A 25691-nucleotide genomic window follows, 5' to 3' on the forward strand; every position below is an offset into this window, starting at 1 on the left:
AATTATGACAAATCTTGTGACCTTTCCCGGGCTGGGCCTCAGCTTTGAGATCAGCCGGGTCGCCTTCACCATCGGGGGCGTGAACATCTACTGGTACGGCGTGGTCATCGCTGTGGGCCTTGTGCTGGCTATGATCTTCGCTATGCGCCACTGCACCGAGTTCGGCATCGACGGCGATTCTATGGTGGACGTCCTGGTGGTGGGCGTGGTGCTGGGCATCCTGTCCGCCCGGGCCTACTATGTGGCCATGGCCCCCTTCAAGTACCAATCCATCCGGGAGATCCTGTCCCTCCGGGACGGCGGTCTGGCTATCTATGGCGGCATCATCGGGGCGGTGGTCTTTGGCGGCCTGGCCTGCAAGTGGCGCAAGGTGCCGGTGCTGCCCATGTTTGACCTGACCGGCATGGGCTTCCTTATCGGTCAGTGCCTGGGCCGCTGGGGCAACTTTTTCAACCAGGAGGCTTTCGGCTGCAACACCACCCTGCCCTGGGGCATGTACAGCGCCGCCACCGAGGCCTATCTGCGGGGCAGCACCGTGACGGTGCCCGCCGGCGTCACCATCGACCCCACCATGCCGGTGCACCCCACTTTCCTGTATGAGAGCATCTGGTGCCTGGTGGGCTTTGTGGCGCTGCGGTTCTACATGAAAAAACGCCGCTTCAACGGCGATATCGCCCTGCTGTACGCCATCTGGTACGGCCTGGGCCGGTTCTGGATCGAGGGCCTGCGGACCGACAGCCTGCTGCTGGTGCCCTCCATGGGCCTGCGTGCGTCCCAGCTGGTGGCGGCCATCGCTGTGGTGGGCGGCATCATCGCCGAGGTGATCCTCCGCCGCAAGTACAAGGATCAGACCCTCATGGTGCATCTGGCCATCACGGCGGACAACCGCAAACTGCAGGCCCAGGTGGCCAAAAAGGAGGGCGTCGCCGTCAAGGACGTGGTCCTGCCGGTGGAGGAGGCTTATGCCGGCCTGTCCCGCGCAGAGTTTGCCGACCGCACCAAGACCTACAATGACCAGCTGAAGGAAATGCTGGAAGCCCGTCTGAAGGGCGAGCCCCAGCCCGACGCCCATACCGACGCGGACACCGGCGCCGACGGCCAGTAAGGCCCCGGCGGATGGTGCTCTCTCACAAAAAGCAGTCCGGTTTTTTGTGCTTTGTGCCGATGGACGGGAAAATGCGATTGTGATAGAATAAGGAAGAAATCAAGGCGTTACTCCCCGGAGGCGCTACTTGTACATCTGCCCTTAGAGGGGTAGGTGTATGTTGTAGTCGCTTCAGGGGATTTTTTTATTGGTTTGAGCGGTGCCCGCGTGACCGGGCCGGCCGGGGAGGAAAGTGGTTCCGACGTGCGCATCATCAAAAAGATCAACAACAACGCAGCGCTGGGGCTGGATGGCAGCGGCACCGAAGTGGTGGTGCTGGGCAAGGGGATCGGCTTTGCCGACATGCCCTACGAACTGACCGATTATTCCAAGATACAGCGTACTTTTTACGATATGGACCCCCGCTATGTCCAGATGGCAGCCGGCATCCCGGACGCGGTGCTGGAGGCCAGCGCCGACATTGCCGAGCTGGCCGAGATGGAGCTGGAGTGCGAGCTGAACCCCAATTTGCCCTTCACGCTGGCGGACCATCTGAACTTCGCACAGGAGCGGCTGCGCAGCGGCACCGTCCTGTCCACGCCGCTGTCCTACGACGTGCGGCACCTGTACCCCAAAGAGGCCGCCCTGGGCCGCAGGGCCCTGGACATCATGGAAGCCTATACCGGCACCCGCCTGCCCGACTGTGAGGCGGTGAGCGTGGCCCTCCACCTCATCAACGCCGAGAACGAGTCGGGGGATATCCATTCCACCATGCTGGCCCTCAAGATCACCGAGGACGTGGACGCCATCATTGAGAAGGAGCTGCACATCCGGCTGGACAAGGACAGTTTTCAGTATTCCCGGTTCGCCATGCACCTGCGCTACCTGATCCAGCGGCTGATGAGCGGCCGCCAGGTGGAGGACCAGGCCGTGGGCCTGCTGGGCCAGATGCGGCGGGAATACCCCCAGATTTATGTCTGCGCCAAAGCGGTGGTGGAGTATTTCGCCTCCGCCTGGAGCTGGCAGTGCAACGACGAAGAACTTTTGTACCTGATGCTGCACATCTACCGCGTGCAGCAGAAAGGGGACTGACAGGCCCTGCCTGTCCCGCAATCAGAATGGACCGGTCTATGGCGCGCGTGGCCCGGTGCAGATAAAAAGGAGAGATCAACCGTGAATCAGGAGCAGTTTTTGCAGCAGGTATACCCGTACATCGGCGGCCAGGCCAACGTGGGCCGTTGGCAGGCCAGCGGAGACAAGCTGTATATCACCGTCAAGGACCGCAGTATGGTGGATCTCGCATCGGTACGCGGGGTGCCCGGCGTGGCGGCGGCAGAACTGGGCCGCAGCCGCCTGAGCATCACGGTACAACCAGACTCTCAGGAGGAATTGTACATGGCTAAAAAAGGAAACTACGACGAGCTGGCCAAAAAGATCATCGCCCTGGTAGGCGGTGAGGCCAACATCGCCAACGTCACCCACTGCATCACCCGCCTGCGCTTCAATCTGAAGGACGAGAGCAAGGCCGACACCGAGGCCATCCGCAGCACCCCGGGCGTGGTGGGCGTCACCTCGGCCAACGGCCAGTATCAGGTCATCATCGGCGCCGAGGTCACCCAGGTGTATGAGAAAGTGGCGGCCCAGCTCCACAATCTGGAGGGCGGCTCCGCCGCTCCCGCCAAGCAGGAGGGCTCCTTCGTCAGCCGCCTGATCGACACCATCACCGGCATCTTCACCCCCATCCTGCCCCCGCTGACCGCCGCCGGTATGCTGAAGGCCGTTCTGGCCATCCTGGTGGCCTTCAAGCTGGTGGACAGCGCCTCCAGCACCTACCAGGTCATCAACTTCATGGCCGACGCCACCTTCTACTTCCTGCCCATCCTGCTGGCCAACTCGGCCGCCAAAAAGCTGGGCTGCAACCCCTACCTGGCCATGATGCTGGGCGGCATCCTCATCCACCCCAACTTTGTCAGCATGGTCACCGCCTCCAAGGAGACCGGTGACGCCATCACCGTCTTTGGCCTGCCCATCTACAACGCCACCTACTCCTCCTCGGTCATTCCCATCCTGCTGGGTGTGCTGCTGATGTCCAAGGTGGAGCCTCTGGCCAACAAGTTTGCACCCAAGGCGGTCCGCTTCTTCACCGCACCTCTGATCACCATGCTGGTGGTGGGCATCGCCACCCTGTGCGTCCTGGGCCCCATTGGCTACGTGATCTCCAACATCCTGGCCTCCGCCATCAACGGCCTGAGCGCCATCGCTCCCTGGCTGGCTCCCACCATCATCGGCGCGCTGCTGCCCTTCCTGGTCATGACCGGCACCCACCACGCTCTGACCCCCATTGGCATCAACAACCGTATGACCATCGGCTTCGACACCATCATCTACCCGGGCCAGCTGGCTTCCAACATCGCTCAGGGCGCCGCCGCTCTGGCTGTCTCCTTTAAGACCAAGAACATGGAGCTGAAGGAGCTGACCTCCTCCACCGGCATCACCGCCGTCTGCGGCATCACCGAGCCGGTGCTGTACGGCGTCACCATGAAGATCCGCACCAACATGATCGCCGCCATGGTGGGCGGCGGTGTGGGCGGCTTCTTCATGGGCCTGATGAACACCAAGAACTACTCCGGCGGTTCGCCGGGCCTGCTGACCCTGCCCAGCTACATTGGCCTGGATGCACCCATGAGCAACTTCTACTTTGCCTGCGCCGGCGCAGCCATCGCCTTTGTGGTGGGCTTCGTGGTGTCCTTCATCCTGTACAAGGACCCCGTGGAAGGCCAGGAAAACGCCTGATTCTCTAAAAGAAGGAGCTTGCAGCCTATGTATTTCCCGAAAAATTTCCTGTGGGGCGGCGCCACCGCCGCCAACCAGTGCGAGGGCGCCTATGACGAGGACGGCAAGGGCCTGTCCATCCAGGACGTCCTGCCCAAGGGGTTCAAGGTCATCACCGACGGCCCCACCCCCGACAACCTCAAGCTGAAGGGTATCGACTACTACCACCGCTACAAAGAGGACATCGCCATGTTCGCCGAGATGGGGTTCAAGGTTTACCGGTTCTCCATCGCCTGGAGCCGCATCTTCCCCACCGGGGAGGAGGCTGTGCCCAACGAGGCCGGCCTGAAGTTCTATGACGCGGTCATCGACGAGTGCCTCAAGTACGGCATCGAGCCCCTCATCACCATCTCCCACTACGAGACCCCTCTGGCCCTGGCCAAAAAGTACAACGGCTGGAGCAACCGCATCATGATTGACCTGTACCTGAAATACTGCCAGGTGCTGTTTGAGCGGTACAAGGGGAAGGTGAAGTACTGGGTCACCTTCAATGAGATCAACTCCATCCTGCATCAGCCCTTCATGAGCGGGGCCATCCTGACCCCCAAGGCCCAGCTGAGCAACCAGGACCTGTACCAGGCCATCCACCACGAGCTGGTGGCCAGCGCCCGGGCGGTGGAGCTGGCCCACCGGATCGACCCCAACTACAAGGTGGGCTGCATGATTCTGGCGGTGACCATCTATCCGCTGTCCCCCAACCCCGACGACATCATCGAGGTGATGCGTCTGGACGACGAAAACTACCTGTTTGCCGACGTCCAGGCCCGGGGCGCCTACCCCTATTTTGCCAAGCGGCTGTTTGAGGAGAAGGGGGTTCAGCTGGAGATCACCGACGCCGACCGGGAGGCCCTGACCCATACGGTGGACTTTGTCTCCTTCAGCTACTATTCCAGCAACTGCGCTTCGGCCGACCCCACCAAGGGCGAGCCCACCGGCAGCAACATGACCACCAACCTCAAGCGCAATCCCTACTCTAAGGTCAGTGAGTGGGGCTGGCAGATCGATCCCCAGGGCCTGCGCTATACCCTGAACCGGCTCTACGCCCGCTACCAGAAGCCCCTGTTCATCGCCGAGAACGGCCTGGGCGCCAACGACACCCTGGTGCCGGACGGCAAGGGCGGCTTCACGGTGGAGGACGACTACCGCATCAAGTATATGAACGACCACCTGGTCCAGGTCAGCGAGGCGCTGCACGACGGGGTGGACGTGATGGGCTATACCGCCTGGGGCTGCATCGACCTGATTTCCTGCTCCACCGCCGAGATCAAAAAGCGCTACGGCATGATCTACGTGGACCTGAACAGCGACGGCACCGGCACCCTGGCCCGCTGGCGCAAAAAGAGCTTTGACTGGTACAAGGAAGTCATCGCCACCAATGGCGAGAGCCTGAAAGTCTGAGCCTCTGCATGACACTCTGAAGACGGCCGCCCGGGTGGAGATTCCACAGGGCGGCCGTTTTTGACTGGGAAACCCCGGGCCCGGCGGCCGGCCGGGACGGCTCCCCGCCGAAACCACGCTGCAAGGCGAAAAGATTCGCCGGAAAATCCGAAAAACCCCTTGCAATGCCCCCGATTTTCTGGTATACTATATCAGCCGCTTGGCGTGGGCGCCCAAAATGGCCCGGATGCGGGCCTGCCTTGACAGCCAGCGAGTACACAGAAAAGGATGAAACACATGTACGCAATCATTGTTACCGGCGGTAAGCAGTACCGCGTGGAGCAGGGCGACATCGTCTACATTGAAAAGCTGGACGTTGAGGCTGACTCCGAAGTGAAGTTCGATCAGGTCCTCGCTGTGGGCGAGGAAGGCTCGGTGAAGGTGGGCGCTCCCGTCGTGGAGGGTGCTTCGGTCACTGCCAAGGTCATCAAGAATGGCAAGGGCAAAAAGCTGAACATCATCACCTATCGTCCCAAGAAGCACAGTGCTCGCCGCATGGGCCATCGTCAGCCCTACACCAAGGTTGAGATCACTGCGATCAACGGCTAAGGAGGAAGTATACAATGGCACACAAGAAAGGCGTAGGCAGCACCAAGAACGGCCGCGACTCCATGGCCCAGCGTCTGGGCGTGAAGCGTGCCGATGGGCAGAAGGTTCTGGCTGGCAACATCCTGGTCCGGCAGCGCGGCACCCACATTCAGCCGGGTGAGAACGTTGGCAAGGGCAGCGATGACACCCTGTTCGCTCTGGTGGACGGCACCGTCCGTTTTGAGCGCGTGGGCAAGTCCGGCAAGAAGTGCAGCGTCAAGCAGTAACTTCCCAAGGACCTGACAAACTGCAGATCGAAGAGCCGGACCGTTTGGCCCGGCTCTTTTATGTGTAAGAGAGTTTGGATGACGCCCCGGATGCAGGGGAATGCTGAGAGCAGAATCTCCGCAGCCCGGGCGCCGGCCCGCTCACCTGCGGCAGAATAAAGGAGAAACACATGGCAGCACAGACAAATTTCATTGATATCGCCACCATCTGGCTCCACGCGGGCAAGGGCGGCGACGGGGCGGTCAGCTTCCACCGGGAAAAGTTCGTGGCGGCGGGCGGCCCCGACGGCGGCGACGGCGGCCGCGGCGGCGACATCATCTTTGTGGTGGACGATCACCTGACCACCCTGATGGATTTCCGCTATAAGCGCAAGTACACCGCTCAGGAGGGCGGCCCGGGCCGGGGCAGCAACTGCCACGGCGCCAACGCCCCCGACCTCATCATCAAGGTGCCCATGGGCACCGTCATCAAGGACACCGCCAGCGGCCTGGTCATTGCCGACCTGTCCACCCACGACCCCGTGGTGGTGGCCAAGGGCGGCCGGGGCGGCTATGGCAACGCCCATTTCGCCACCCCCACCCGCCAGGTGCCCAAGTTCGCCAAGCCCGGCATGCCCGGCGAGGACATCCAGGTCACCCTGGAGCTGAAGCTGATCGCCGACGTGGGCCTGATCGGCTTCCCCAACGTGGGCAAGTCCACCCTGATTTCCACCATCAGCGCCGCCCGGCCCAAGATCGCCAACTACCACTTTACCACCCTGGTGCCCACGCTGGGCGTGGTGTCGGTGGGTGAGGGCGCCAGCTTTGTCTGCGCCGACATCCCCGGCCTGATCGAGGGCGCCAGCGAGGGCGTGGGCCTGGGCCACGATTTCCTGCGCCATGTGGAGCGGTGCCGTCTGCTGCTCCATGTGGTGGACGTCTCGGGCAGCGAGTGCCGGGACCCCATGGACGACTTTGAGAAGATCAACCAGGAGCTGGAGCGGTTCAGCCCGGCCCTGGCCCAGCGGCCCCAGATTGTGGTGGGCAACAAGTGCGACCTGGCCACCGAGGAACAGATCGAGGCCTTCCGCCAGTATGTGGAGGCCAAGGGTCTGACCTTTGTGCCCATCTCGGCGGCCACCATGCAGGGGGTCAAGGCCCTGCCCGGCCTGGTGTACAACCGTCTGAAGGATATCCCGCCGGTGCCGGTCTTTGCGACCGAGTACAAAAAGCCGGAGGTCAAGCCCGACGACCGCAGCTTCACCATCACCCGGCTGGAGGCCCACCGCTGGTCCATCGACGCTCCCTGGCTGGAGCGGATTCTGGCCGGCAGCAACGTGGACGACTACGAGAGCCTGCAGTTCTTCCAGCGGCAGCTGGGGGAGAGCGGCATCCTGGACGCCCTGGTGGACAAGGGCGTGGAGGAAAACGACACCATCCTCATCGGCGATTATCAGTTCGACTATATCTTCTAACCGGAGGGCAGCGCCATGGACAAGACACCCGCGGAAAAGATCGACCTGCGTGAGATCAGCCCCCTGGCCCTGGCCTTTGTGGGGGACAGCGTGCTGGAACTGCTGGTGCGCCGGCGGCTGGTGGAATATCACCGGCTGGCTCCCGGCCGCCTGAACGCCGAAAAGATCAAATATGTATCCGCCCGGGCCCAGTTCCGGGAGGAGCAGCTGCTGGAGCCTCTGTTCACCACGGAGGAGCTGGAGATGTTCAAGCGGGGCCGCAACGCCAGCCGCGCCGCCGTCTCCAAGCACGCCACACCCCAGGAATACCGGGCCTCCACCGGCTTTGAGTGTTTGCTGGGCTGGCTGTACCTCCAGGGGAACACCGCCCGCATCGGCGAGCTGTTCGAGGCGCTGTGGGCGGGGTATGACCCCGCCGCGCCCGGCAGCTGACCCTGACCCCCAGAGGGCCCGCCATCCCGACGGAAAAAGCCCGCTGCTTCCCGCACGGGAATCCGTGAAGGGGAGGCAGCGGGCTTTTCAGGTGTGTGAAAGGTCAGGGAAGGGAAGATGCGCCCGGAAACGGGTTACGCTCCCGGACCAAAGCCGGGGAATCAGCGGCAGTTCTTGCTGCTGGTCTTGGTGGACTTGGCGTTCTGTGCGCCCTCGTCGTCAGCGCCCTTGGTGTACTGGTTGGGGTGCTTGTGCTCGTTGGTGGAGCTGGTGGTGCGGCTGTTGGACGCACGGTTGCTGTGGGTGCTGGACTGGGCGCCGGACTGCTTGACGTTGTTGCTGCGATTTTCCATGATTTGATTGCTCCTTTCGGATTGTGGTCAGGTTGTGGTCGCATTTCCTGCGGGGACGGCTGCCCCCGCTGGTCATAGTTTGGCCGTTTGCGACGGCTTTATACATCTGCCGCAAGGGCACAAGGGGGAGATTTTCTTGCCGACCGAATACTTTGAACAGCGGGAGCGGGCTTTGTTGGGTTCCCGCTATGAGGAGCTGTACGCCCCGCCGGCGGCTCAGGCCGCCCGGGGGGTTACCGTCTCGCCGCTGCGGATGTCCCCGGCGGATTTCGCAGCCGGGGCCGGCTTTGCCGTGACGCCTTCCCCCTTCTGCGGGGCGGGGTTCCTGGTGCAGGAAGAGGACTTCAAGCCGGGGCGGCACCCCTGGCACCATGCGGGGGTATTCTATTCCCAGGAGCCCTCGGCCTCGTCGGCGGCCCCCCTGCTGGGGGTCCGGCCGGGGATGCGGGTGCTGGATCTGTGCGCCGCGCCGGGAGGCAAAACCAGCCAGCTGGCCGCCGCCCTGGCGGGGGAGGGCCTGCTGATCGCCAACGAATACGTGGCCGCCCGGGCCGAAATCCTCAAGAGCAACCTGGAGCGTATGGGAGTGGCCAACGCGGTGGTTCTGAACGAGAGCCCCGAGCGGATTGCGGCGGCCCTGCCCGAGTTCTTCGACCGGATTCTGGTGGACGCCCCCTGCTCGGGCGAGGGCATGTTCCGCAAGGAGCCCGCCGCCCTGGCCCAGCATTCGGCGGCCCTGGTGGCCCAGTGCGCCGCCCTGGGCTCCTCCATTCTGGACAGCGCCGCGGCGGCTCTGGCTCCCGGCGGCGAGATCGTCTACTCCACCTGTACCTTTGCCCCCGAGGAGGACGAGGGCCAGGTGGCGGCCTTTCTGGCCCGGCACCCGGAATTTGCCCTGGCCGACGTGATGGAACGGGCTTTTGCGCCCTTCGGCAGCCCGGGAGAGGAAAACCGCACCGGCGGCCTGCCTCTGGATGTGAGCCTGGTCCGCCGGATCTGGCCCTGCCAGGGGGGCGAAGGGCATTTTATGGCCCGTCTGGTGAAGGCGGGGGCCACCGATCCCGCCCAGCGGGCCGCCGAGGAGGAGGTGTGGCTGGCCCGGCTCCAGAAGCCCCAGCCCGACCGCAAATCCTCCGCCCCCAAAGGGAAAAACCGCACCCCTGCGGGCCGCAGTCCCCGGGGCGGAAAGCCGGAACCCGTCCCGGCAGGGCAGATGCTGGCGGCGTGGAAGGATTTTGCCGCCCAGTTTTTCCCCGCCCTGGCGGATAAGCCCGCCGTGGTGCTGGGAGAATCGGTGCTGCTGCCCCCGGTCTGCCCGGCCCTGGGCCTGCATATCCTGCGGGCGGGGGTGCTGGCCGGCACCGTCCAGAAGGGACGATTTGTGCCGGGACATCACCTGTTCACCGCCTTCGGCAAAGAGTGCGTCAATACAGAGGCCCTGACCCGCAGCGATCCCCGCTGCCGGGCCTACCTGCTGGGGCAGGAGATCGAGGCCGCATCGGCCAAAGACGGCTGGTGCTGCGTGACGGTGGACGGCTGCCCCCTGGGCGGCGGCAAGGTGTCGGGGGGACGGGTGAAAAACCACTATCCCAAGGCCCTGCGGCTGCTGGGCTGAGGCGGCGGCCAAACTGGCGCTTGAAGAAAGAACCAGTTTGTGCTAAAATTGATAAGAAAGTCTGATGAAAGATACCTTCAGGACTTCACCAGAGGGAAAGGACACGCCGCGCCGGGTCGGCTGGCATCGGGGCGGCACGTGAAAGATACAGCTAGGAGGCTCAATCCCATGTCAGGACACAGCAAATGGAACAACATCAAGCGCAAGAAGGAAAAGACCGACGGCGCCCGCGCCAAAGTCTTTACCAAGATCGGCCGCGAGATCAGTGTCGCGGTCCGCAACGGCGGCCCTGACCCCGCCTCGAACGGCAAGCTGGCCGACCTGATCAGCAAGGCCAAGCGGATGAATGTTCCCAACGATAACATCCAGCGCATCATCAAGAAGGCCGAGGGCGGCGACAAGACCGAGTACGAAGCCATCAACTACGAGGGCTACGGCCCCGGCGGTGTGGCCGTCATGGTGGAAACCCTGACCGACAACCGCAACCGTACCGCTGCCGACCTGCGCCACTATTTTGATAAAAACGGCGGCAATCTGGGCACACTGGGCTGTGTGGGCTTCCTGTTCACCCAGAAGGGCGTCATTGACATCTCGCTGGAGGACAAGGACGCCGACGAGGCCATGATGGACGCTCTGGACGCCGGCGCCGAGGACTTCGACGCAGGCGAGGACGCCGCCGAGATCACCACCGATCCCGACAGCTTCTCGGCCGTGTGCAACGCACTGGAGGCCAAGGGCTATGAGTTCATCTCGGCCGACCTGGCCATGGTGCCCATGACCACCACCCGGCTGACCGACCCCGATCAGCTCAAGCTGATGGGCAAGCTGCTGGATGCTCTGGAGGAGGATGACGACGTCCAGAACGTCTGGCACAGTCTGGAGAACGAAGAGGACCTGCCGGAATAATCCGCACACACAAGCCGGGCCGTGGCTTTGGCCCGGATGAAGCGTGTCTGTGACACGCTCCAGGGGGAACCCATTTCTGCCTGCCTGCGCAGGTCAGAAATTCCTTCCCCCTGGTATATCCCTCTTGCGCTTAGCCGATTTTTGCAGCGCGCCGTAGCGGCGCTTGCAAAAACGGAGCGCTGCGCCAGCGGCGGCTCCCTGATTCATCCACTGGATGCGGTTGCCGCCGCTGCCCAGGGGACAAAATTGCCCGCAGAACCGCGCACTCGCCCTGATGGGCTCGCACACTCTCTGCGGGCAATTTCCCTGTATGTGTCCAGACCGTACGCACTTGTCGTCCGGTCTGGACTTTTTCTACAGGTTGATAAATCAACACAAACCACCGGAGAGGGGGAGCGCAGATGGAACCGCAGAAGATCCTTTGCCCGTACTGCCGGGCCGAACTGACCGAGGGGGCCGCCAGCTGTCCCCATTGCCGGCGGAGCTTTGCCGGGCGGAATCCGGCGGGGGCCCTGCCGGTGGGCACTTTGCTGGCGGGCCGGTACACGGTGGGGGAGATGCTGAGCATCGACGGCGAAGGCATCCTCTATCGCGGCGTGGAAAACCGGGGCCGGTTCCGGGTGACCATCAAGGAATACCTGCCCATCACCCTGTCGGCGGAGCGGGGCAGCGACTGTCAGCTGCGGGCCAAGCCCGGCAGCGAGGTGCTGCTCAAGACCACCCGAATGGATTTCGCCGACCTGTACCGGTCCATCCAGCGGATCACCCCGGCCACCGGCCTGGAGGCGGTGCTGGATGTGGTGGAGGCCAACAACACCGTCTATGCCGTCCTGGAAAACCCCGGCGGCGTGCCGCTGGACCAGTGGCTGGACAAGCAGCGCCGCACCATCACCCCCGAGGAGGCCTGCGCCATGCTGCAGCCGGTGTTCAACGGGGTGGCCGCCATGCATCAGGTGGGGCTGGTTCACCGGGGCATCTGCCCTGAGAACATCCGGGTGCTGGACAATGGCCGGGCCCGGCTGACCGGCTACGCCACCATCGGCCTGCGGACGGCAGGCAGCGGCCTGCACGGCCAGCTGTATGAGGGATATTCGGCCCCGGAACAGTATTCGGCTGTGGAGTTTGAGGGCCGCTACACCGACGTGTACAGCCTGTCGGCGGTGCTGTACCGGATGGTGTGCGGCCAGAGCCCGGTGCCGGCCGCCCAGCGGATGGTCACCGACTCCAACCCCAAAGCCCGCACCGTCAACCCGGCGGTGCCGCCCTATGTATCGGAAGCGCTGGCCCTGGGCCTGCAGCTGGACCCGGCCCGCCGGATTCAGACGGTGCCCCAGCTGAGCCGGGCCCTGTCCTCGCCGTCGGCGGCGGAGGAGGAAGCCCGCACCGTCCATGCGGCCGGACGCCGCAAGGCGCGGGAGAAAAAGCAGAAGCCCGCTCTGACCCTGACGGCCATTCTGACCGGCATTCTGGTTTTGCTGGCGGTGCTGACCCTGCTGACGCTGTGGAGCCTGCTGGGCCGCAGCCAGCCTCCCGCCGACCAGACTGCCCCCTCCGAGTCCACCAGCGCACCCAGCGTTGTGACGGTGAACTACGTCCCCAACTTTGTGGGGATGAGCTATTCCCAGATTCAGAACAACCGGGAATACACCGGCATCTATCTGTTCTACGTCACCGAAGAATACAGCGACAGCGCCCCGGCGGGCACCGTCCTGACCCAGGACCCCGCCCCCGGCACCGCCATCACCGAAGGGGAAAACTCCACCATCCGCCTGGTCATCAGCAAGGGCCCCCAGATGGTGGAAATGCCCAATACCATCGGTTTCACCCAGGAGGGAGCCATCCGGGAGCTGGAAAGCCGGGGCCTGGTGCCCAGCTGCTTCATGGTGGTGAACGACGGGTCGTATGCGTCGGGCTGCGTGGTGGCCTGCAGCGTGGAGCCGGGCACCATGGTGGAGGCAGGCAGCACCATTGTGGTGTATATTGCTGCCGACCGGGATGTCCAGATCACCACCACCCCCGATACCGTCCCGGATGCGGGCGGCGCCCTGACCGAGGAGGACATCGACACCAGCGGCGTGGATACCGACTGAGGCAGTACTCCGGTTTTGCAAGCATCCGCCGCCCCACCTTTAACACTTTTTTCTTTTTCGTCTTTGTCCGCTCCGCTGGGGCCAGAGGGCCAGGGAGGGGGTTTCGACTCCCCCTCCCTAACGACCAGGCCTCTTGCGCTTAGCCGATTTTTGCGGCGCGCCGCGGAGGGCGCTTGCAAAAACCGGAGCGCTGCGCCAGCTTCGGCCCGGCTGTTTCGTCCACTGGACGCGCCGGGCCAAAGCTGCCCTGGACCCAAATGAGGAAGTCGCGGCGTTCAAAAGCCTAAAAAACACTGTCATGCCTGGCCCGTTTAAACTTAGAGAGCCTCAAACGGCGGCACGGGTGTTTTTCTTAACGGCTTTTGCCCGCCGCTCCGATTGCTGAGAGCGCCCGCTTTGGCGGGCGCGGGGCTCATGAGCAAACCCACACCAACAGAAAACCCCCGCCTCTTTTTGAGAAGCGGGGGTTTTGTTATAGTTTTTTTAGGGCGTACCGGGTAATAGAATTAAGTCAAAACAGGCTTTGTTCTCTTGTGCTTAGCCAATTTTTTCTGCGGGCATGAATGCCCTTGTAAAAATTGGAGCGCTGCTCCGGGTTGCGGTGCCCTGCTTTTGCTTCGAGCGTCGCCGCGCTCTCGCAAAAGACAGACCGCTGTCCCTGCTCCGCCTCGGCTGTTTCTGCCGCAGACAGCGCCTCGGCTGCGCAGCCAAACACACCTCGCTGCATCGTCCACTGGCCGCGCTTCGGTGTGCTTGCCCCAACTCCGGCTCGGCTGTTTCTGCCACAGGCAGCGCCTCGCCTACGTTGCCGAACGCAACGAGCGAGCCGGGGCGTAAAGGTCCCGTGGAACCTTCGGAGACCCGCAAACTTCATGGTACACAGTGAAACCCCCGCCCCGGTAGAGGGCGAGGGTTATTTTATTTATAGATTGTCAGAGCATACCGGTTGAAAAAAGCGAGCTAAAATGGACTTTGTATCGCACTGCGCCGCAGGCGCAAACGTAACAAGGGAGCCGGGGCGTAAAGGTCCCGTGGAACCTTCGGAGACCCGCCAACTTGATGGTACACAGTGAAAAGTCTTTTGCCTACTTTTCTTCAGAAAAGTAGGTTGGTGTAGCCCATGAGGTACTGGTCCACCTGGGCGGCACAGTCGCGGCCTTCACGCAGGGCCCAGACCACCAGGCTCTGGCCCCGGCGCATGTCGCCGCAGGCAAAGATTTTGTCCGCGCTGGTTCGGTAATCGGGTGCGTCGGCACAGCCCCGGGCGTTCAGATTCACCCCGAAAGCCTCAGCTGCATAGGGCTCGCAGCCCACAAAACCCGCCGCAATCAGCGCCAGCTGACACTCGTAGGTAAAGGTTTCCCCGGTGGGCACCATCGACGTGCGCCCCGTCTCCGGGTCCCGCTCGGGCCGCAGCCGGGCAATGACCGCCCCGCACAGCTTGCCTTCCTCGTCGGTCAGGAACTCCTGAACCGTGGTCTGGTAGGCCCGGGGATCTTTGCCCAGCCGGGCCAGACTCTCCACCTGACCGTAATCCGTCTTCTTCACCCGGGGCCATTCGGGCCAGGGATTGGATGCGGTGCGCTGGGCGGGAGGCTCCGGCATCATCTCCAGGGCCAGCAGGTCGGTGCAGCCCTGGCGCAGGGCGGTGCCCTGGCAGTCGTTGCCGGTGTCACCGCCGCCAATCACCAGAACGTTTTTCCCCGCCGCCGAAATGGCTTTGCCGTCCGACAGGTCCGAGTCCAGCAGACTCCGGGTGACGCTGGTCAGGTAATCCACCGCAAAGCAGACCCCCTGGGCATCCCGGCCCGGAACGTTCAGGTCCCGGGGCCGCTTGGCTCCACAGCAGAGCACCACTGCGTCGTAGTGGGCCGCCACCTCGGCAGCGTCCACCGTATGGCCCACATCCATCCCGGTGAGGAACTCGATCCCCTCCGCCTGCATGATCCGGATGCGCCGCTCGATGACCTCTTTCTCCAGCTTCATGTTGGGGATGCCGTACATCAGCAGGCCGCCGGGCCGGTCCTCCCGCTCGTAGACGGTGACGCTGTGGCCCCGCCGGTTCAGATATTCCGCTACCGCCAGGCCCGCCGGGCCGCTGCCGATCACCGCCACGCTCTTGCCGGTGCGGGCCGGAGGCGGGGCGGGCTTCATCCAGCCCTTGGCGTAGCCGGTCTCGATGATGGCGTGCTCGTTCTCCCGCACCGTCACCGGGCTGCCGGTGACGCTGCCGCAGGTGCAGGCCGCTTCACACAGGGCCGGGCAGACCCGGCTGGTGAACTCAGGGAACCGGTTGGTGGCCAGAAGCCGCCGCAGCGCCAGCTCCCATTTGCCCTGCCACACCAGCTCGTTCCACTCGGGAATCAGGTTGTGCAGGGGACATCCCGACGCCGCCGGGCCGATCATCAGCCCCGCCTGGCAGAAGGGGACCCCGCAGTCCATGCAGCGGCCCGCCTGGGTCTGCTGCTCCTCCCGGGAGAGGAAAGCATGAAACTCGTTGTAATGCTCCAGCCGCGCCAGGGGCTCGGCGTCGGCGCTGACTTTGCGCTCAAACTCCATAAATCCTGTGGTTTTGCCCATGATAGGTTCCCTCCCTCACTTGACTTTCTGCTGGGCGTAGAAGGCTTCGATCTGGGCCTGCTCGCCGTCCAGGCCGCGCTCCTCCATGGAGGCGATGATCCGAAGCATCCGGTCGTAATCGTAGGGCAGGACCTTCTTGAACTTGGGCAGGTAGTCGCTGAACTGATCCAGGATTTCCTGGCCCCGGGGACTGCCGGTGGCCTCCACATGGGCCCGGATCAGCTCTTTCAGGGCGGCCACGTCGTGCTTGTGCTCCACCGGCTCCAGGCTGACCGTCTCCTTGTTGACCCGCTGGTAGAAGTCCCAGTTTTCGTCCAGAACGTAGGCGATGCCGCCGGTCATGCCGGCCGCAAAGTTCTTGCCGGTGGGGCCCAGGACCACCACCGTGCCGCCGGTCATATACTCACAGCCGTGGTCGCCCACGCCTTCCACCACCGCCGTGGCTCCCGAATTGCGGACGCAGAACCGCTCGCCGGCCACGCCCGACAAAAACGCTGTGCCGCCGGTGGCGCCGTACAGGGCCACGTTGCCGGTGATGATGTTGTCCTCGGGACGGGATGCCATCCCCTCGGGGGGCCGGACGATGATCTTGCCGCCCGACAGGCCTTTGCCCAGATAGTCGTTGCAGTCGCCGGTGAGGCGGAGGGTCAGGCCCTTGGGAATGAAGGCGCCGAAGCTCTGGCCGCCGGCCCCGGTGCACCGCACCGTAAAGGTATCGTCGGGCAGGGCGTTGCCGTATTTCCGGGTGATTTCGCTGCCAAAGATGGCGCCGAAAGCCCGGTCGGTGTTGGACACCGCTACATCCACCGTCTGGGGATTCTTGCTGTTCAGGCGGAATTTCTTCATCAGCACCCGCATGTCCAGGGTCTGTTCCAGGTGAAAGTCGTAGGCATCGGCGGGCTGATAGTGCACGTTCAGATTCTCAATGGCGGGGTTGTGGAGGATGGACTCCAGATTCAGTTTGACGGCCCGGCCGGCGGCGGGCTTCACCCGCAGCAGGTCGGTGCGGCCCACCAGCTCGTCGATGGTGCGCACACCCAGCTTCGCCATATACTCCCGCAGCTCGGAGGCCACAAAGGTCAGGTAATGGATGATATACTCCGGCTTACCCATGAAGTTCTTGCGCAGCTCGGGGTTCTGGGTGCAGATGCCCATGGGGCAGGTGTCCAGGTTGCACACCCGCATCATGACGCAGCCCTCGGCCATCAGCAGGCTGGTGCCGAAGCCGAATTCCTCTGCGCCCAGCATGCAGCTGATGGCCACATCCCGGCCGCTCAGCAGCTTGGAGTCGCTCTCGATCCGCACCCGGGTCCGCAGGCCGTTGAGGATCAGGGTCTGATGGGTCTCGGCGATGCCCAGCTCCCAGGGCAGGCCCGCATTCTGGATGGAGGTGCGGGGGGCTGCGCCGGTGCCGCCGTCGTAGCCCGACACCAGAATCACCTGGGCGCCGCCCTTGGCCACGCCGGCGGCGATGGTGCCCACGCCGGCCTCACTGACCAGTTTTACGTTGATCCGGGCGTCCCGGTTGGCGTTCTTCAGGTCGTAAATCAGCTGGGCCAGGTCCTCGATGGAATAGATATCGTGGTGGGGCGGGGGAGAGATCAGCCCCACGCCGGTGGTGCTGTGGCGGGTGCGGGCAATCCAGGGATAGACCTTGCTGCCGGGCAGCTGGCCGCCCTCGCCGGGCTTGGCGCCCTGGGCCAGCTTGATCTGGATTTCCTCCGCCGACACCAGGTACTGGCTGGTGACGCCGAACCGGGCCGAGGCCACCTGTTTGATCTTGGAGTTGCTGGGGCTGTGGTACCGCTCGGGGGGCTCGCCGCCCTCGCCGGTGTTGCTGCGGGCCCCGATCTGGTTGAAGGCCAGGGCAATGGTCTCGTGGGCCTCGCTGCTGAGGGCGCCGTAGCTCATGGCCGCACCCTTGAACCGCTTGAGGATGGAGGACACCGGCTCCACCTCTTCCAGAGGGATGCCTCCCTCCTGAGGATAGGCGAACTCCAGCAGGCTGCGCAGGTGGACGCCGTTGTCGCCCATCTGGTCCACCGCCCGGGTGAACTGTTTGAAGGCATCGTAATCGTTCTCAAAGCAGGCCTTCCGGAACAGGTGGATGGTCTGGGGGGTGAACAGGTGATCTTCGCCGCCGGCGCGGTACTTGTGGTCGCCGCTGGAGGCCAGCTGCATATTGATGTCCAGTCCCAGGGGGTCGAAGGCGGCGGAATGCCGGGCCTCCACGTCGGCCTGGATCTCCTCCAGCCCAATGCCCCCCACACGGCTGACGGTGCCGGTGAAATACTTGTCGATGACCTCTTTGGAGATGCCCACCGCCTCGAAAATCTGGCTGCCCTGGTAGCTCTGGATGGTGGAAATGCCCATCTTGGAGGCAATCTTGACGATGCCGTTCAGGACGGCGTTGTCGTAGTCCTGCACCGCGGCATAAAAATCCTTGTTCAGCAGGCCGTCCCCGATCAGCTGGCCGATGGCCTCATGGGCCAGGTAGGGGTTGACGGCGCAGGCGCCGTAACCCAGCAGGGCCGCAAAGTGATGGACTTCCCGGGGCTCGGCGCTCTCCAGAATCAGGGCCAGGGCGGTGCTCTTTTTGGTGCGGACCAGGTACTGGCTCACCGCCGACACCGCCAGCAGGCTGGGAATGGCCACATGGTATTCGTCGATGTCCCGGTCGGACAGGATGATGATGTTGGCCCCGTCCTTATAGGCCCGGTCCACCTCCAGGAACACCCGGTCGATGGCTTTTTCCAGGCTGGTGTTCTTGTAGTAGTTGATGGAGACGGTGGCTACCTTGAACCCCGGCACGTTCATGGCCTGGATTTTCAGCAGGTCGGTCTCGCTGAGAATGGGGTTGTGGACCTTGAGCACCTTGCAGTTTTCGGGCCGGTCCTCCAGCAGGTTGCCGTGGGCCCCGATATAGACGCTGGTGGAAGTGACCACCTTTTCCCGGATGGCGTCGATGGGCGGATTGGTGACCTGGGCGAACATCTGCTTGAAATAGCTGAACAGGGGCGGGTGACGGCTGCTGAGCACCGCCAGGGGGGTGTCGGCTCCCATGGCGCCGCTGGGCTCCGCGCCCTGGCGGGCCATGGGCAGAAGCAGCTCGTGAATCTGCTCGTAGCTGTAGCCAAAGGCCTTTTCCAGCCGGGTGAGCTGGTCGGGGGTGTAGGAGGGAACCTTCCGGTTGGGAATTTTCAGGCTGCTCAGCTGCACCAGGCACCGGTCAATCCACTCGCCGTAGGGCTCCCGGGCGGCATAGGCTTCTTTCAGCTGCTCGTCGTCCACCACTTCGCCCTTGACCGTGTCCACCAGCAGCATCTTGCCGGGGCGCAGCCGGTCTTTCACCAGGACGTTCTCGGGCGGGCAGTCCAGAACCCCCACCTCCGAGGACAGGATCACCCGGCCGTCCCGGGTGATGGTGTAGCGGCTGGGCCGCAGGCCGTTGCGGTCCAGCACCGCGCCCACCACGTCGCCGTCCGAGAACAGGATGGCCGCCGGGCCGTCCCAGGGCTCCAGCATGGTGGCGTAATACTGATAGAACGCCCGCTTTTTGGGGCTGATGTTCTGGTTGTTCTCCCAGGGCTCGGGAATGGTGATCATCACCGCCAGGGGCAGGTCCATCCCGTTCATCACCAGGAATTCCAGGGTGTTGTCCAGCATGGCCGAGTCGGAGCCGGCGGTGTTGACGATGGGGAGAATCTTGTTCATGTCCTCCTGCAGGATGGGGGAGGAGATGGACTCCTCCCGGGCCAGCATGGCGTCGGTGTTGCCCTTGATGGTGTTGATCTCGCCGTTGTGGAGGATGAACCGGTTGGGGTGGGCCCGCATCCAGCTGGGGGTGGTGTTGGTGGAAAAGCGGCTGTGGACCATGCCGATGGCGGATTCATAGTCCTCGTCCTGCAAATCCAGGTAGAACTGCCGCAGCTGGTGGACCAGGAACATCCCCTTGTACACGATGGTGCGGCTGGACAGGCTGGCCACATAGGTGCCGCTGGAAGCCTGCTCAAACACCCGCCGCAGCACATACAGCCGGCGGTCAAAGTCGATGCCCTTGCTGACCTTGGCCGGCTTCTTAATGAAGCACTGCCAGATGGAGGGCATGCAGTCCCGGGCCTTCTGGCCCACGGCGTCGGGGGCCACCGGCACCGCGCGCCAGGCCAGAAACTCCAGCCCTTCCTTTCGGGCCACCACCTCGAACAGTTTCATGGCCCGGGCCCGCAGGTGTTCGTCCTGGGGGAAGAAAAACATACCTACACCGTATTCCCGCTCGCCGCCGATGTCGATGTTGAGCCGGTCGGCGACCTTGGAGAAAAAGCGGTGGCTGATCTGGAGCAGAATGCCCACGCCGTCGCCGGTTTTGCCCTCGGCGTCCTTGCCGGCGCGGTGCTCCAGGTGTTCCACGATGGTCAGCGCGTCGCTGACGGTCTGGTGGGTTTTGCGGCCATGGATGTCCACCACGGCCCCGATGCCGCAGGCATCGTGCTCGAACCGGGGGTCATACAGGCCGGCAGGCGCTGTGCGTTCGGTCAAATGATCCATTTCCTTTCCCATCCTTCTATCGTATCTGAAATGGCAGGCCGCCGGGGCACCATCCCCGGCCGGCGGGAAAAACAAAAAAGGCGTTTCCGACAGGCATAGCGTGCCCGCCGGAAACACCTTTGTTTCCCTGGATCTATTATACAGCGTATTGAAATAGTTTCAAGTGACGGATGCAACAAACAACACACCACCCCGCCCGCGGATTTTCTGCGAAAACCACAAGAGAGACGGATGGAACCGGCGGCCCGTTCACAATTTGTTCATGTGTCACTCTCACCACTCCCACCACTCTCACCACTTTCACCACTCCCACCGGGGGACGCAGCATCCTGTGGGAAAAGCGCCAGAAAACCGCGGCCCAAAGGACACACTGGCCGCCGGAGGGGGCGGGGTGTAGACTGGATGCGGAAAGGGGAGAGCATCCCCGGTCAAACGAAAGGAGAGATGATCGATGAATCACGCCCATACCGCGCCCGCCCGGAGCCGAAAGGCAGGTGAGGACGCATGATGGAGGAGGACCGCTTTCTGGAGGAGCTGATGAAGCTGACCCGGGCCGAGGTGCTGAGCAGCCGGGCTTTTGCCCTGTGCTGGGACTGTCCCGACCAGGGCACCCGTGCCGACCGCACCCATGCGCTGCAGCTGCGGGCCACCAACCCTATGGATTCCAGCCCGCTGCCGGGGTGGGGGCTGGCCCTGGAACGGTTCCAGGAGGCCCGGGCCAACGCCTGGGAGGCCTACAAGGCCGACAAGGAGGGCTTTCTGGAACAGGCGCTGTCGGGCGGGCTGTGGGAATCGGCGGCGGTGCTCACCGCCCGGACCCTGCCCGCCATCCACTATGTGGTGGAGGGCCTGCTGCCCCAGGGGCTCACCATATTGGCATCGCCCCCCAAGTACGGCAAGAGCTGGCTGATGCTGGACCTATGCGTCCAGACCGCCCGGGGCGGCCAGCTGCTGGGACGCCGGTGCAGCCGGTCCAGCTGTCTGTATCTGGCTCTGGAGGACAGCCCCCGGCGGCTGCAGGACCGTCTGTGCAAGCTGCTGGCAGGCCAGCCCTGCCCGCCGGGGTTCTATTACCAGACCAGCTCCCCCGGCATCGGGGAGGGGCTGCTGGCCAACATCGAACTGTTTGCCCAGCGGCATCCCGACTGCAGGCTGGTGGTGATCGACACCCTGCAGAAGGTGCGCACCAACGCCGACCGCACCGCCGGCGGGGCCTATGCGGCGGACTACAGGGACGCCGGCGCGCTGAAAGAGCTGGCCGACCGGCTGGGGCTGTGTCTGGTGCTGGTGCACCATCTGCGAAAGATGGAGGATACCTCCGATCCCTTTAACCGGATCGCCGGCACCAACGGCCTGTCGGGCGCGGCGGACACCAATATCGTGCTGGCCCGGGCCAGCCGCCAGGACGCCGAGACCGCCTTTCACCTGACCGGCCGGGACGTGGAAGAGCAGCACCTGGCCATCCGGTTCAATAAGGAGCGGTTCCGGTGGGAGGTGATGGGGGATGCCGCCGACCTGGAAACCCAGCGCCTGGCCGCAGCCTATGAGGAAAACCTATGGGTGCAGACCATACGGCGCGGGGTGGACCAGGCCCCCGACCACCGGTGGCAGGCCACGGCCGTGGGCCTGATGAAGGGATGTGCGGCCCTGTACGGCCGGTGTCCCGCCGATACGCCCCAGGCGGCAGGCCGCCAGCTGGAAGCACTGTTCCCCCTGCTGCTGGAACGGGACTGCATCCAACATACCAGCCGGTACAGCAGCGGCTCTCGGGTGCATATCTTCCGCCGTCTGTCGGAGGAGGAGGCCCTCTTTGGCCCATCCGCCGGTGGAAGTGGTGAGAGTGGTGAGAGTGGTGGGAGTGGTGAGAGTGGCACATGAACAAATTGTGAACGGGCCTCGTCCCACTCTCGTCCTGCGGCAGCAAAAGACGCAGTGAACCACCGCCCGCCGCTCCGATTGCGGAGAGCGCCCGCTCTGGCGGGCGCGGGGCCCGTGAGTGAGCCGACACCAACAGAAAACCCCCGCCCAGATAAGTAGGGCAGGGGTTGAGGTATTTTATAGGCTTTCAAGGCGTACCAAACGAAGAAACCAGGCTACGCGAAACTTTGCATCGTACCGCGCCGCAGGCGCAAACGCCGGGGGCGAGCTGCAAACACAGCGACCGCGTCCAGTGGACGATGCAGGGAGCTGTGTTTGGCGCAGCGCTCCGGTTTTTGCAAGCGCCATCTCTGGCGCGCCGCAAAAATCGGCTAAGCGCAAGAGTGGCGTAACGGCCCCGCGGAACCTTCGGAGACCCGGAAAGTGTATGGTACACAATAAAACCCCCGCCCAAAGGATGGGCAGGGGTTGAGGTATTTTATCGGTTTTCAGGGCGTACCAAACAAAGAAACCAGGCTAAAAAGGGCTATTGCCCTCTTGCGCTTAGCCGATTTTTGCGGCGCGCCAGGGCCGGCGCTTGCAAAAACCGGAGCGCGGCGCCAAACACAGCTCCCTGTTTCGTCCACTGGACGCGGTCGCTGTGTTTGCATACCGCGCCGCAGGCGCAAACGCCGGGAACGAGCCAGGGCGTAAAGGCCCCGCGGAACCTTCGGAGACCCGCAAACTTGATGGTACACAGTGAAGCTTTTTGCCAAGCTTTTTCTCGAAAAAGCGGGGATTAGTAGGTGATGCCCTGGGCCAGCATGGCGGTGGCCACCTTCAGGAAGCCGGCGCAGTTGGCGCCCACCATCAGGTTGCCCTCGGCGCCCACCTCGACGGAAGCGTCGTAGCTGGCGTGGAAGATGCCCTCCATGATGCCCTTCAGCTTGGCGTCCACTTCCTCGAAGCTCCAGCTCAGGCGCTCGCTGTTCTGGCTCATCTCCAGGCCGGAAGTAGCCACGCCGCCGGCGTTGGTGGCCTTGGCGGGTCCGTACAGGACGCCGTTGGCCAGGTAGACCTCGATGGCCTCGGGGGTGCTGGGCATGTTGGCGCCCTCGCACACCACGGTGCAGCCGTTCTTCACCAGGATCTCAGCCGAAGCCTTGTTGATCTCGTTCTGGGTGGCGCAGGGCAGGGCGATGTCGCAGGGGGTCTCCCAGATGCGGGTGCAGTCGGCCACGTAGGTGGCGCCGGGATGGGTCTCGGCGTACTCCTTGATGCGGCCGCGGCGGACCTCCTTCAGGTCCTTGACGTAATCCAGGTCGATGCCGTTGGGGTCATAGACGTAGCCGTTGGAGTCGCTCATGGTGACCACCTTGCCGCCCAGCTGGGTGGCCTTCTCGCAGGCATAGATGGCCACGTTGCCCGAGCCGGAGATGACCACCGTCTTGCCTGCAAAGCTGTCGTTGCGCATGCACTTGAGGGCCTCGGCGGTGAAGTAGCACAGGCCGTAGCCGGTGGCCTCGGTGCGGACCAGGGAGCCGCCGAAGGTCAGGCCCTTGCCGGTGAGCATGCCGCCCTGGAAGCTGTTGGTCAGACGCTTGTACTGGCCGAACATGTAGCCCACCTCGCGGCCGCCCACGCCGATGTCGCCGGCGGGGCAGTCCACAAACTGGCCGATGTGGCGGTACAGCTCGGTCATGAAGCTCTGGCAGAAGCGCATGACTTCCATGTCGCTCTTGCCCTTGGGATCAAAGTCGGAGCCGCCCTTGCCGCCGCCCATGGGCAGGGTGGTGAGGCTGTTCTTGAAGATCTGCTCAAAGCCCAGGAATTTCAGGATGCTCTGGTTGACCGACGGATGGAACCGCAGGCCGCCCTTGTAGGGGCCGATGGCGCTGTTGAACTGGACGCGGTAGCCGCGGTTGACCTGGACCTTGCCCTGGTCGTCCACCCAGGGCACACGGAAGGTGATGATCCGCTCGGGCTCCACCAGCCGCTCAATGAGGCCGGCCTTCTCATATTCGGGGTGCTTCTCCACCAGGGGCTGGATGCTCTCCAGCACCTCGGCCACAGCCTGCAGGAACTCAGGCTCGTGGGCGTTGCGTTGAGCCAGACCGTCGTAAACACGCTTGAGGTATTCGTTTGTCAGCATAACAGAAACTCCTTTCCCTACTGAGGCCGGCGGCAGGGCCGCGGGCCGCTCTATACCAGATGCCAGACCCCGGCCGCTCCAACCGGCGGCGGAAGATGCGGGGGAAAAGCCGGTTCCCTCTTTGCAGCGGGGGTGCTTTATTATTATAAAGCATTCAGGAAAAATTTTCAATAGAAGCGGGGTGATAAAATTTAAAAAAACAGAATAAAACCTCAAACCGCTTCAGAAAACCAAAAATAAAACCGAAAAAGCAAGATTTGCTTCCGATCGTAAAGCGAATGGGGGCAAACAAAAACGTCCGGGCCGGGCGCAGCGCACCCACAGCCCGGACCAAGCCGGAAACACAGCGCCCTGCCCCGCAGCGGGGGCAAAGCGAAAAAACAGGGTTACAGCAGGGCCTGGACGGCGTCGGCAGCGCCCTCCAGATACTCTCCGCCGTAGGCCTCCACCCGGCCCTCGTCGGCCAGAGCGGCCAGAGAGGGGTCAATGGGCATCTTGGCCAGGACCTTCAGGCCGTACTTGGCGGCAATCTGCTCCACGTGGCTCTCGCCGAACAGGGAGATGTGCTTGCCGCAGTCGGGGCAGACCAGATAGCTCATGTTCTCGATGATGCCCAGGATGGGGACATTCATCTTCTGGGCCATGTTGACGGCCTTGGCCACAATCATGCTGACCAGTTCCTGGGGGCTGGCCACCACCACGATGCCGTCCACCGGCAGGCTCTGGAACACGGTCAGAGGAACGTCGCCGGTTCCCGGAGGCATATCCACAAAGAGGAAGTCCACGTCCTTCCAGACCACATCGGTCCAGAACTGCTTGACGGCGCCGGCGATGACGGGGCCGCGCCAGACCACGGGGTCCTCTTCGTTTTCCACCAGCAGGTTGATGCTCATGACATCAATGCCCATCCGGCTCTGGATGGGCCAGCAGCCCTGGTTGTCGGCCATGGCGCGGCCATGGATGCCGAACAGCTTGGGGATGGACGGGCCGGTGATGTCGGCGTCCAGGATGCCGCAGTGATAGCCGCGGCGGCGCATGGCGCAGGCCAGCAGGGCGCTGGTCATGCTCTTGCCGACGCCGCCCTTGCCGGACACCACGCCGATCACCTTTTTGACGCTGCTATGGGGGTTGGGTGCTTCATGCTGGGGGGCCTGCTGCCGGGACGGGCAGTCTGCCCCACAGCTGGAACAATCATGGGTGCATTCTTCGCTCATTCTCTCCTGCGCCCGCCGGTGAAAGCGGGCGTACCTCCTGTTTGATCATAATAATGCCAGGGGCGCGGGCCCCCGTTTGGCTTGCCTACCTATGATAGCACAAAACGCCGCCAAGTACAAGGATTCACTGGGTACCATACACTCTGGCTGCTCTTTAGAAAGCCCAGCCGGTGGAACAGTCTGCCTCGCTCACGTTACGTCCGGGCTGCGCCCGGGTGCGATGCGGCGTTTCGCATAGCCTGCTTTTCTCACCCGGTACGCCCTGAAAACCCATAAAACACAATACCCCCTGCCCAGCCCAAACAGGAAATCTATATTTTATAGG

At 63.5% G+C, this 25691-nt stretch carries 17 protein-coding genes; 12 read left to right on the plus strand and 5 right to left on the minus strand.

The window, feature by feature from the left end; translation table 11 throughout:
* Nucleotides 1-4 precede the first annotated feature (4 nt).
* From lgt to B5G28_RS00600, 8 genes are all read left to right on the plus strand, one after another.
* Nucleotides 5-1105, plus strand: coding sequence for a prolipoprotein diacylglyceryl transferase (gene lgt / locus B5G28_RS00565; RefSeq protein WP_087245361.1), 1101 nt, complete (start codon nucleotides 5-7; stop codon nucleotides 1103-1105).
* A gap of 243 nt (nucleotides 1106-1348) precedes the next feature.
* Nucleotides 1349-2176: a PRD domain-containing protein gene (locus B5G28_RS00570; protein WP_087245363.1), complete on the plus strand. Its 828-nt coding sequence runs from the start codon at nucleotides 1349-1351 to the stop codon at nucleotides 2174-2176.
* Nucleotides 2177-2257: 81 nt separating this feature from the next.
* Complete coding sequence (locus tag B5G28_RS00575; RefSeq protein WP_242967419.1) at nucleotides 2258-3877, plus strand: PTS transporter subunit EIIC; 1620 nt, start codon at nucleotides 2258-2260, stop codon at nucleotides 3875-3877.
* A 27-nt stretch (nucleotides 3878-3904) separates the two neighbouring features.
* Nucleotides 3905-5314 (plus strand): glycoside hydrolase family 1 protein, encoded by a 1410-nt coding sequence (locus B5G28_RS00580; RefSeq protein WP_087245365.1) that lies wholly within the window; start codon nucleotides 3905-3907, stop codon nucleotides 5312-5314.
* 276 nt (nucleotides 5315-5590) lie between these two features.
* Nucleotides 5591-5902, plus strand: a complete 312-nt coding sequence (gene rplU, locus B5G28_RS00585) for a 50S ribosomal protein L21 (RefSeq protein WP_164488780.1) — start codon at nucleotides 5591-5593, stop codon at nucleotides 5900-5902.
* 14 nt (nucleotides 5903-5916) lie between these two features.
* Nucleotides 5917-6168 carry a 50S ribosomal protein L27 gene (gene rpmA / locus B5G28_RS00590; RefSeq protein WP_087245369.1) on the plus strand — a complete coding sequence of 84 codons (252 nt, stop codon included), beginning with the start codon at nucleotides 5917-5919 and terminating at the stop codon, nucleotides 6166-6168.
* Between the two features lie 170 nt (nucleotides 6169-6338).
* Nucleotides 6339-7622: a GTPase ObgE gene (obgE, locus tag B5G28_RS00595; protein ID WP_087245371.1), complete on the plus strand. Its 1284-nt coding sequence runs from the start codon at nucleotides 6339-6341 to the stop codon at nucleotides 7620-7622.
* 15 nt (nucleotides 7623-7637) lie between these two features.
* The gene (locus B5G28_RS00600) at nucleotides 7638-8054 is read left to right on the plus strand and encodes a ribonuclease III domain-containing protein (protein WP_087245373.1); all 417 of its coding nucleotides are present in this window, start codon (nucleotides 7638-7640) and stop codon (nucleotides 8052-8054) included.
* A 161-nt stretch (nucleotides 8055-8215) separates the two neighbouring features.
* On the opposite strand, the gene B5G28_RS00605 is transcribed toward B5G28_RS00600, so the two are convergent.
* Nucleotides 8216-8407, minus strand: a complete 192-nt coding sequence (locus B5G28_RS00605; RefSeq protein WP_087245375.1) for a hypothetical protein — start codon at nucleotides 8405-8407, stop codon at nucleotides 8216-8218.
* Between the two features lie 136 nt (nucleotides 8408-8543).
* On the opposite strand from B5G28_RS00605, the gene B5G28_RS00610 reads away from it, so the two are divergent.
* From B5G28_RS00610 to B5G28_RS00620, 3 genes are all read left to right on the plus strand, one after another.
* A complete protein-coding gene (locus tag B5G28_RS00610; RefSeq protein ID WP_087245377.1) occupies nucleotides 8544-10022 on the plus strand; it encodes an RsmF rRNA methyltransferase first C-terminal domain-containing protein in 1479 nt (492 codons plus the stop codon).
* A gap of 168 nt (nucleotides 10023-10190) precedes the next feature.
* Nucleotides 10191-10928: a YebC/PmpR family DNA-binding transcriptional regulator gene (locus tag B5G28_RS00615; protein WP_087245379.1), complete on the plus strand. Its 738-nt coding sequence runs from the start codon at nucleotides 10191-10193 to the stop codon at nucleotides 10926-10928.
* Between the two features lie 401 nt (nucleotides 10929-11329).
* The gene (locus tag B5G28_RS00620) at nucleotides 11330-13018 is read left to right on the plus strand and encodes a PASTA domain-containing protein (protein WP_087245381.1); all 1689 of its coding nucleotides are present in this window, start codon (nucleotides 11330-11332) and stop codon (nucleotides 13016-13018) included.
* Between the two features lie 1095 nt (nucleotides 13019-14113).
* On the opposite strand, the gene B5G28_RS00625 is transcribed toward B5G28_RS00620, so the two are convergent.
* Nucleotides 14114-15598, minus strand: coding sequence for a glutamate synthase subunit beta (locus B5G28_RS00625; RefSeq protein ID WP_087245383.1), 1485 nt, complete (start codon nucleotides 15596-15598; stop codon nucleotides 14114-14116).
* A 15-nt stretch (nucleotides 15599-15613) separates the two neighbouring features.
* The gene (gene gltB, locus B5G28_RS00630) at nucleotides 15614-20143 is read right to left on the minus strand and encodes a glutamate synthase large subunit (protein ID WP_087245385.1); all 4530 of its coding nucleotides are present in this window, start codon (nucleotides 20141-20143) and stop codon (nucleotides 15614-15616) included.
* Nucleotides 20144-20647: 504 nt separating this feature from the next.
* Between gltB and B5G28_RS00635 the strand changes: the two genes are divergently transcribed.
* Entirely contained in the window at nucleotides 20648-22021 is a 1374-nt protein-coding gene (locus B5G28_RS00635) for an AAA family ATPase (protein WP_087245387.1), read from the plus strand.
* Between the two features lie 778 nt (nucleotides 22022-22799).
* On the opposite strand, the gene gdhA is transcribed toward B5G28_RS00635, so the two are convergent.
* Together gdhA and B5G28_RS00645 are read right to left on the minus strand one after the other, a co-directional pair.
* Nucleotides 22800-24152, minus strand: a complete 1353-nt coding sequence (gdhA, locus tag B5G28_RS00640; RefSeq protein ID WP_087245389.1) for an NADP-specific glutamate dehydrogenase — start codon at nucleotides 24150-24152, stop codon at nucleotides 22800-22802.
* A 386-nt stretch (nucleotides 24153-24538) separates the two neighbouring features.
* Entirely contained in the window at nucleotides 24539-25366 is an 828-nt protein-coding gene (locus B5G28_RS00645) for an Mrp/NBP35 family ATP-binding protein (RefSeq protein ID WP_087245391.1), read from the minus strand.
* Nucleotides 25367-25691: the final 325 nt, after the last annotated feature.

The sequence above is a fragment of the Faecalibacterium sp. An77 genome (genome assembly GCF_002161315.1).
GTDB lineage: Bacteria > Bacillota > Clostridia > Oscillospirales > Ruminococcaceae > Faecalibacterium.

Excerpts from the sequence above, each read along its gene's own strand:
- lgt (WP_087245361.1), top strand. The coding sequence starts at position 5 with ATGACAAATCTTGTGACCTTTCCCGGGCTGGGCCTCAGCTTTGAGATC.
- B5G28_RS00580 (WP_087245365.1), top strand. The coding sequence starts at position 3,905 with ATGTATTTCCCGAAAAATTTCCTGTGGGGCGGCGCCACCGCCGCCAAC.
- rplU (WP_164488780.1), top strand. The coding sequence starts at position 5,591 with ATGTACGCAATCATTGTTACCGGCGGTAAGCAGTACCGCGTGGAGCAG.
- rpmA (WP_087245369.1), top strand. The coding sequence starts at position 5,917 with ATGGCACACAAGAAAGGCGTAGGCAGCACCAAGAACGGCCGCGACTCC.
- obgE (WP_087245371.1), top strand. The coding sequence starts at position 6,339 with ATGGCAGCACAGACAAATTTCATTGATATCGCCACCATCTGGCTCCAC.
- B5G28_RS00600 (WP_087245373.1), top strand. The coding sequence starts at position 7,638 with ATGGACAAGACACCCGCGGAAAAGATCGACCTGCGTGAGATCAGCCCC.
- B5G28_RS00605 (WP_087245375.1), bottom strand. The coding sequence starts at position 8,407 with ATGGAAAATCGCAGCAACAACGTCAAGCAGTCCGGCGCCCAGTCCAGC.
- B5G28_RS00615 (WP_087245379.1), top strand. The coding sequence starts at position 10,191 with ATGTCAGGACACAGCAAATGGAACAACATCAAGCGCAAGAAGGAAAAG.
- B5G28_RS00620 (WP_087245381.1), top strand. The coding sequence starts at position 11,330 with ATGGAACCGCAGAAGATCCTTTGCCCGTACTGCCGGGCCGAACTGACC.
- B5G28_RS00625 (WP_087245383.1), bottom strand. The coding sequence starts at position 15,598 with ATGGGCAAAACCACAGGATTTATGGAGTTTGAGCGCAAAGTCAGCGCC.
- gltB (WP_087245385.1), bottom strand. The coding sequence starts at position 20,143 with ATGGATCATTTGACCGAACGCACAGCGCCTGCCGGCCTGTATGACCCC.
- B5G28_RS00635 (WP_087245387.1), top strand. The coding sequence starts at position 20,648 with ATGATGGAGGAGGACCGCTTTCTGGAGGAGCTGATGAAGCTGACCCGG.
- gdhA (WP_087245389.1), bottom strand. The coding sequence starts at position 24,152 with ATGCTGACAAACGAATACCTCAAGCGTGTTTACGACGGTCTGGCTCAA.
- B5G28_RS00645 (WP_087245391.1), bottom strand. The coding sequence starts at position 25,366 with ATGAGCGAAGAATGCACCCATGATTGTTCCAGCTGTGGGGCAGACTGC.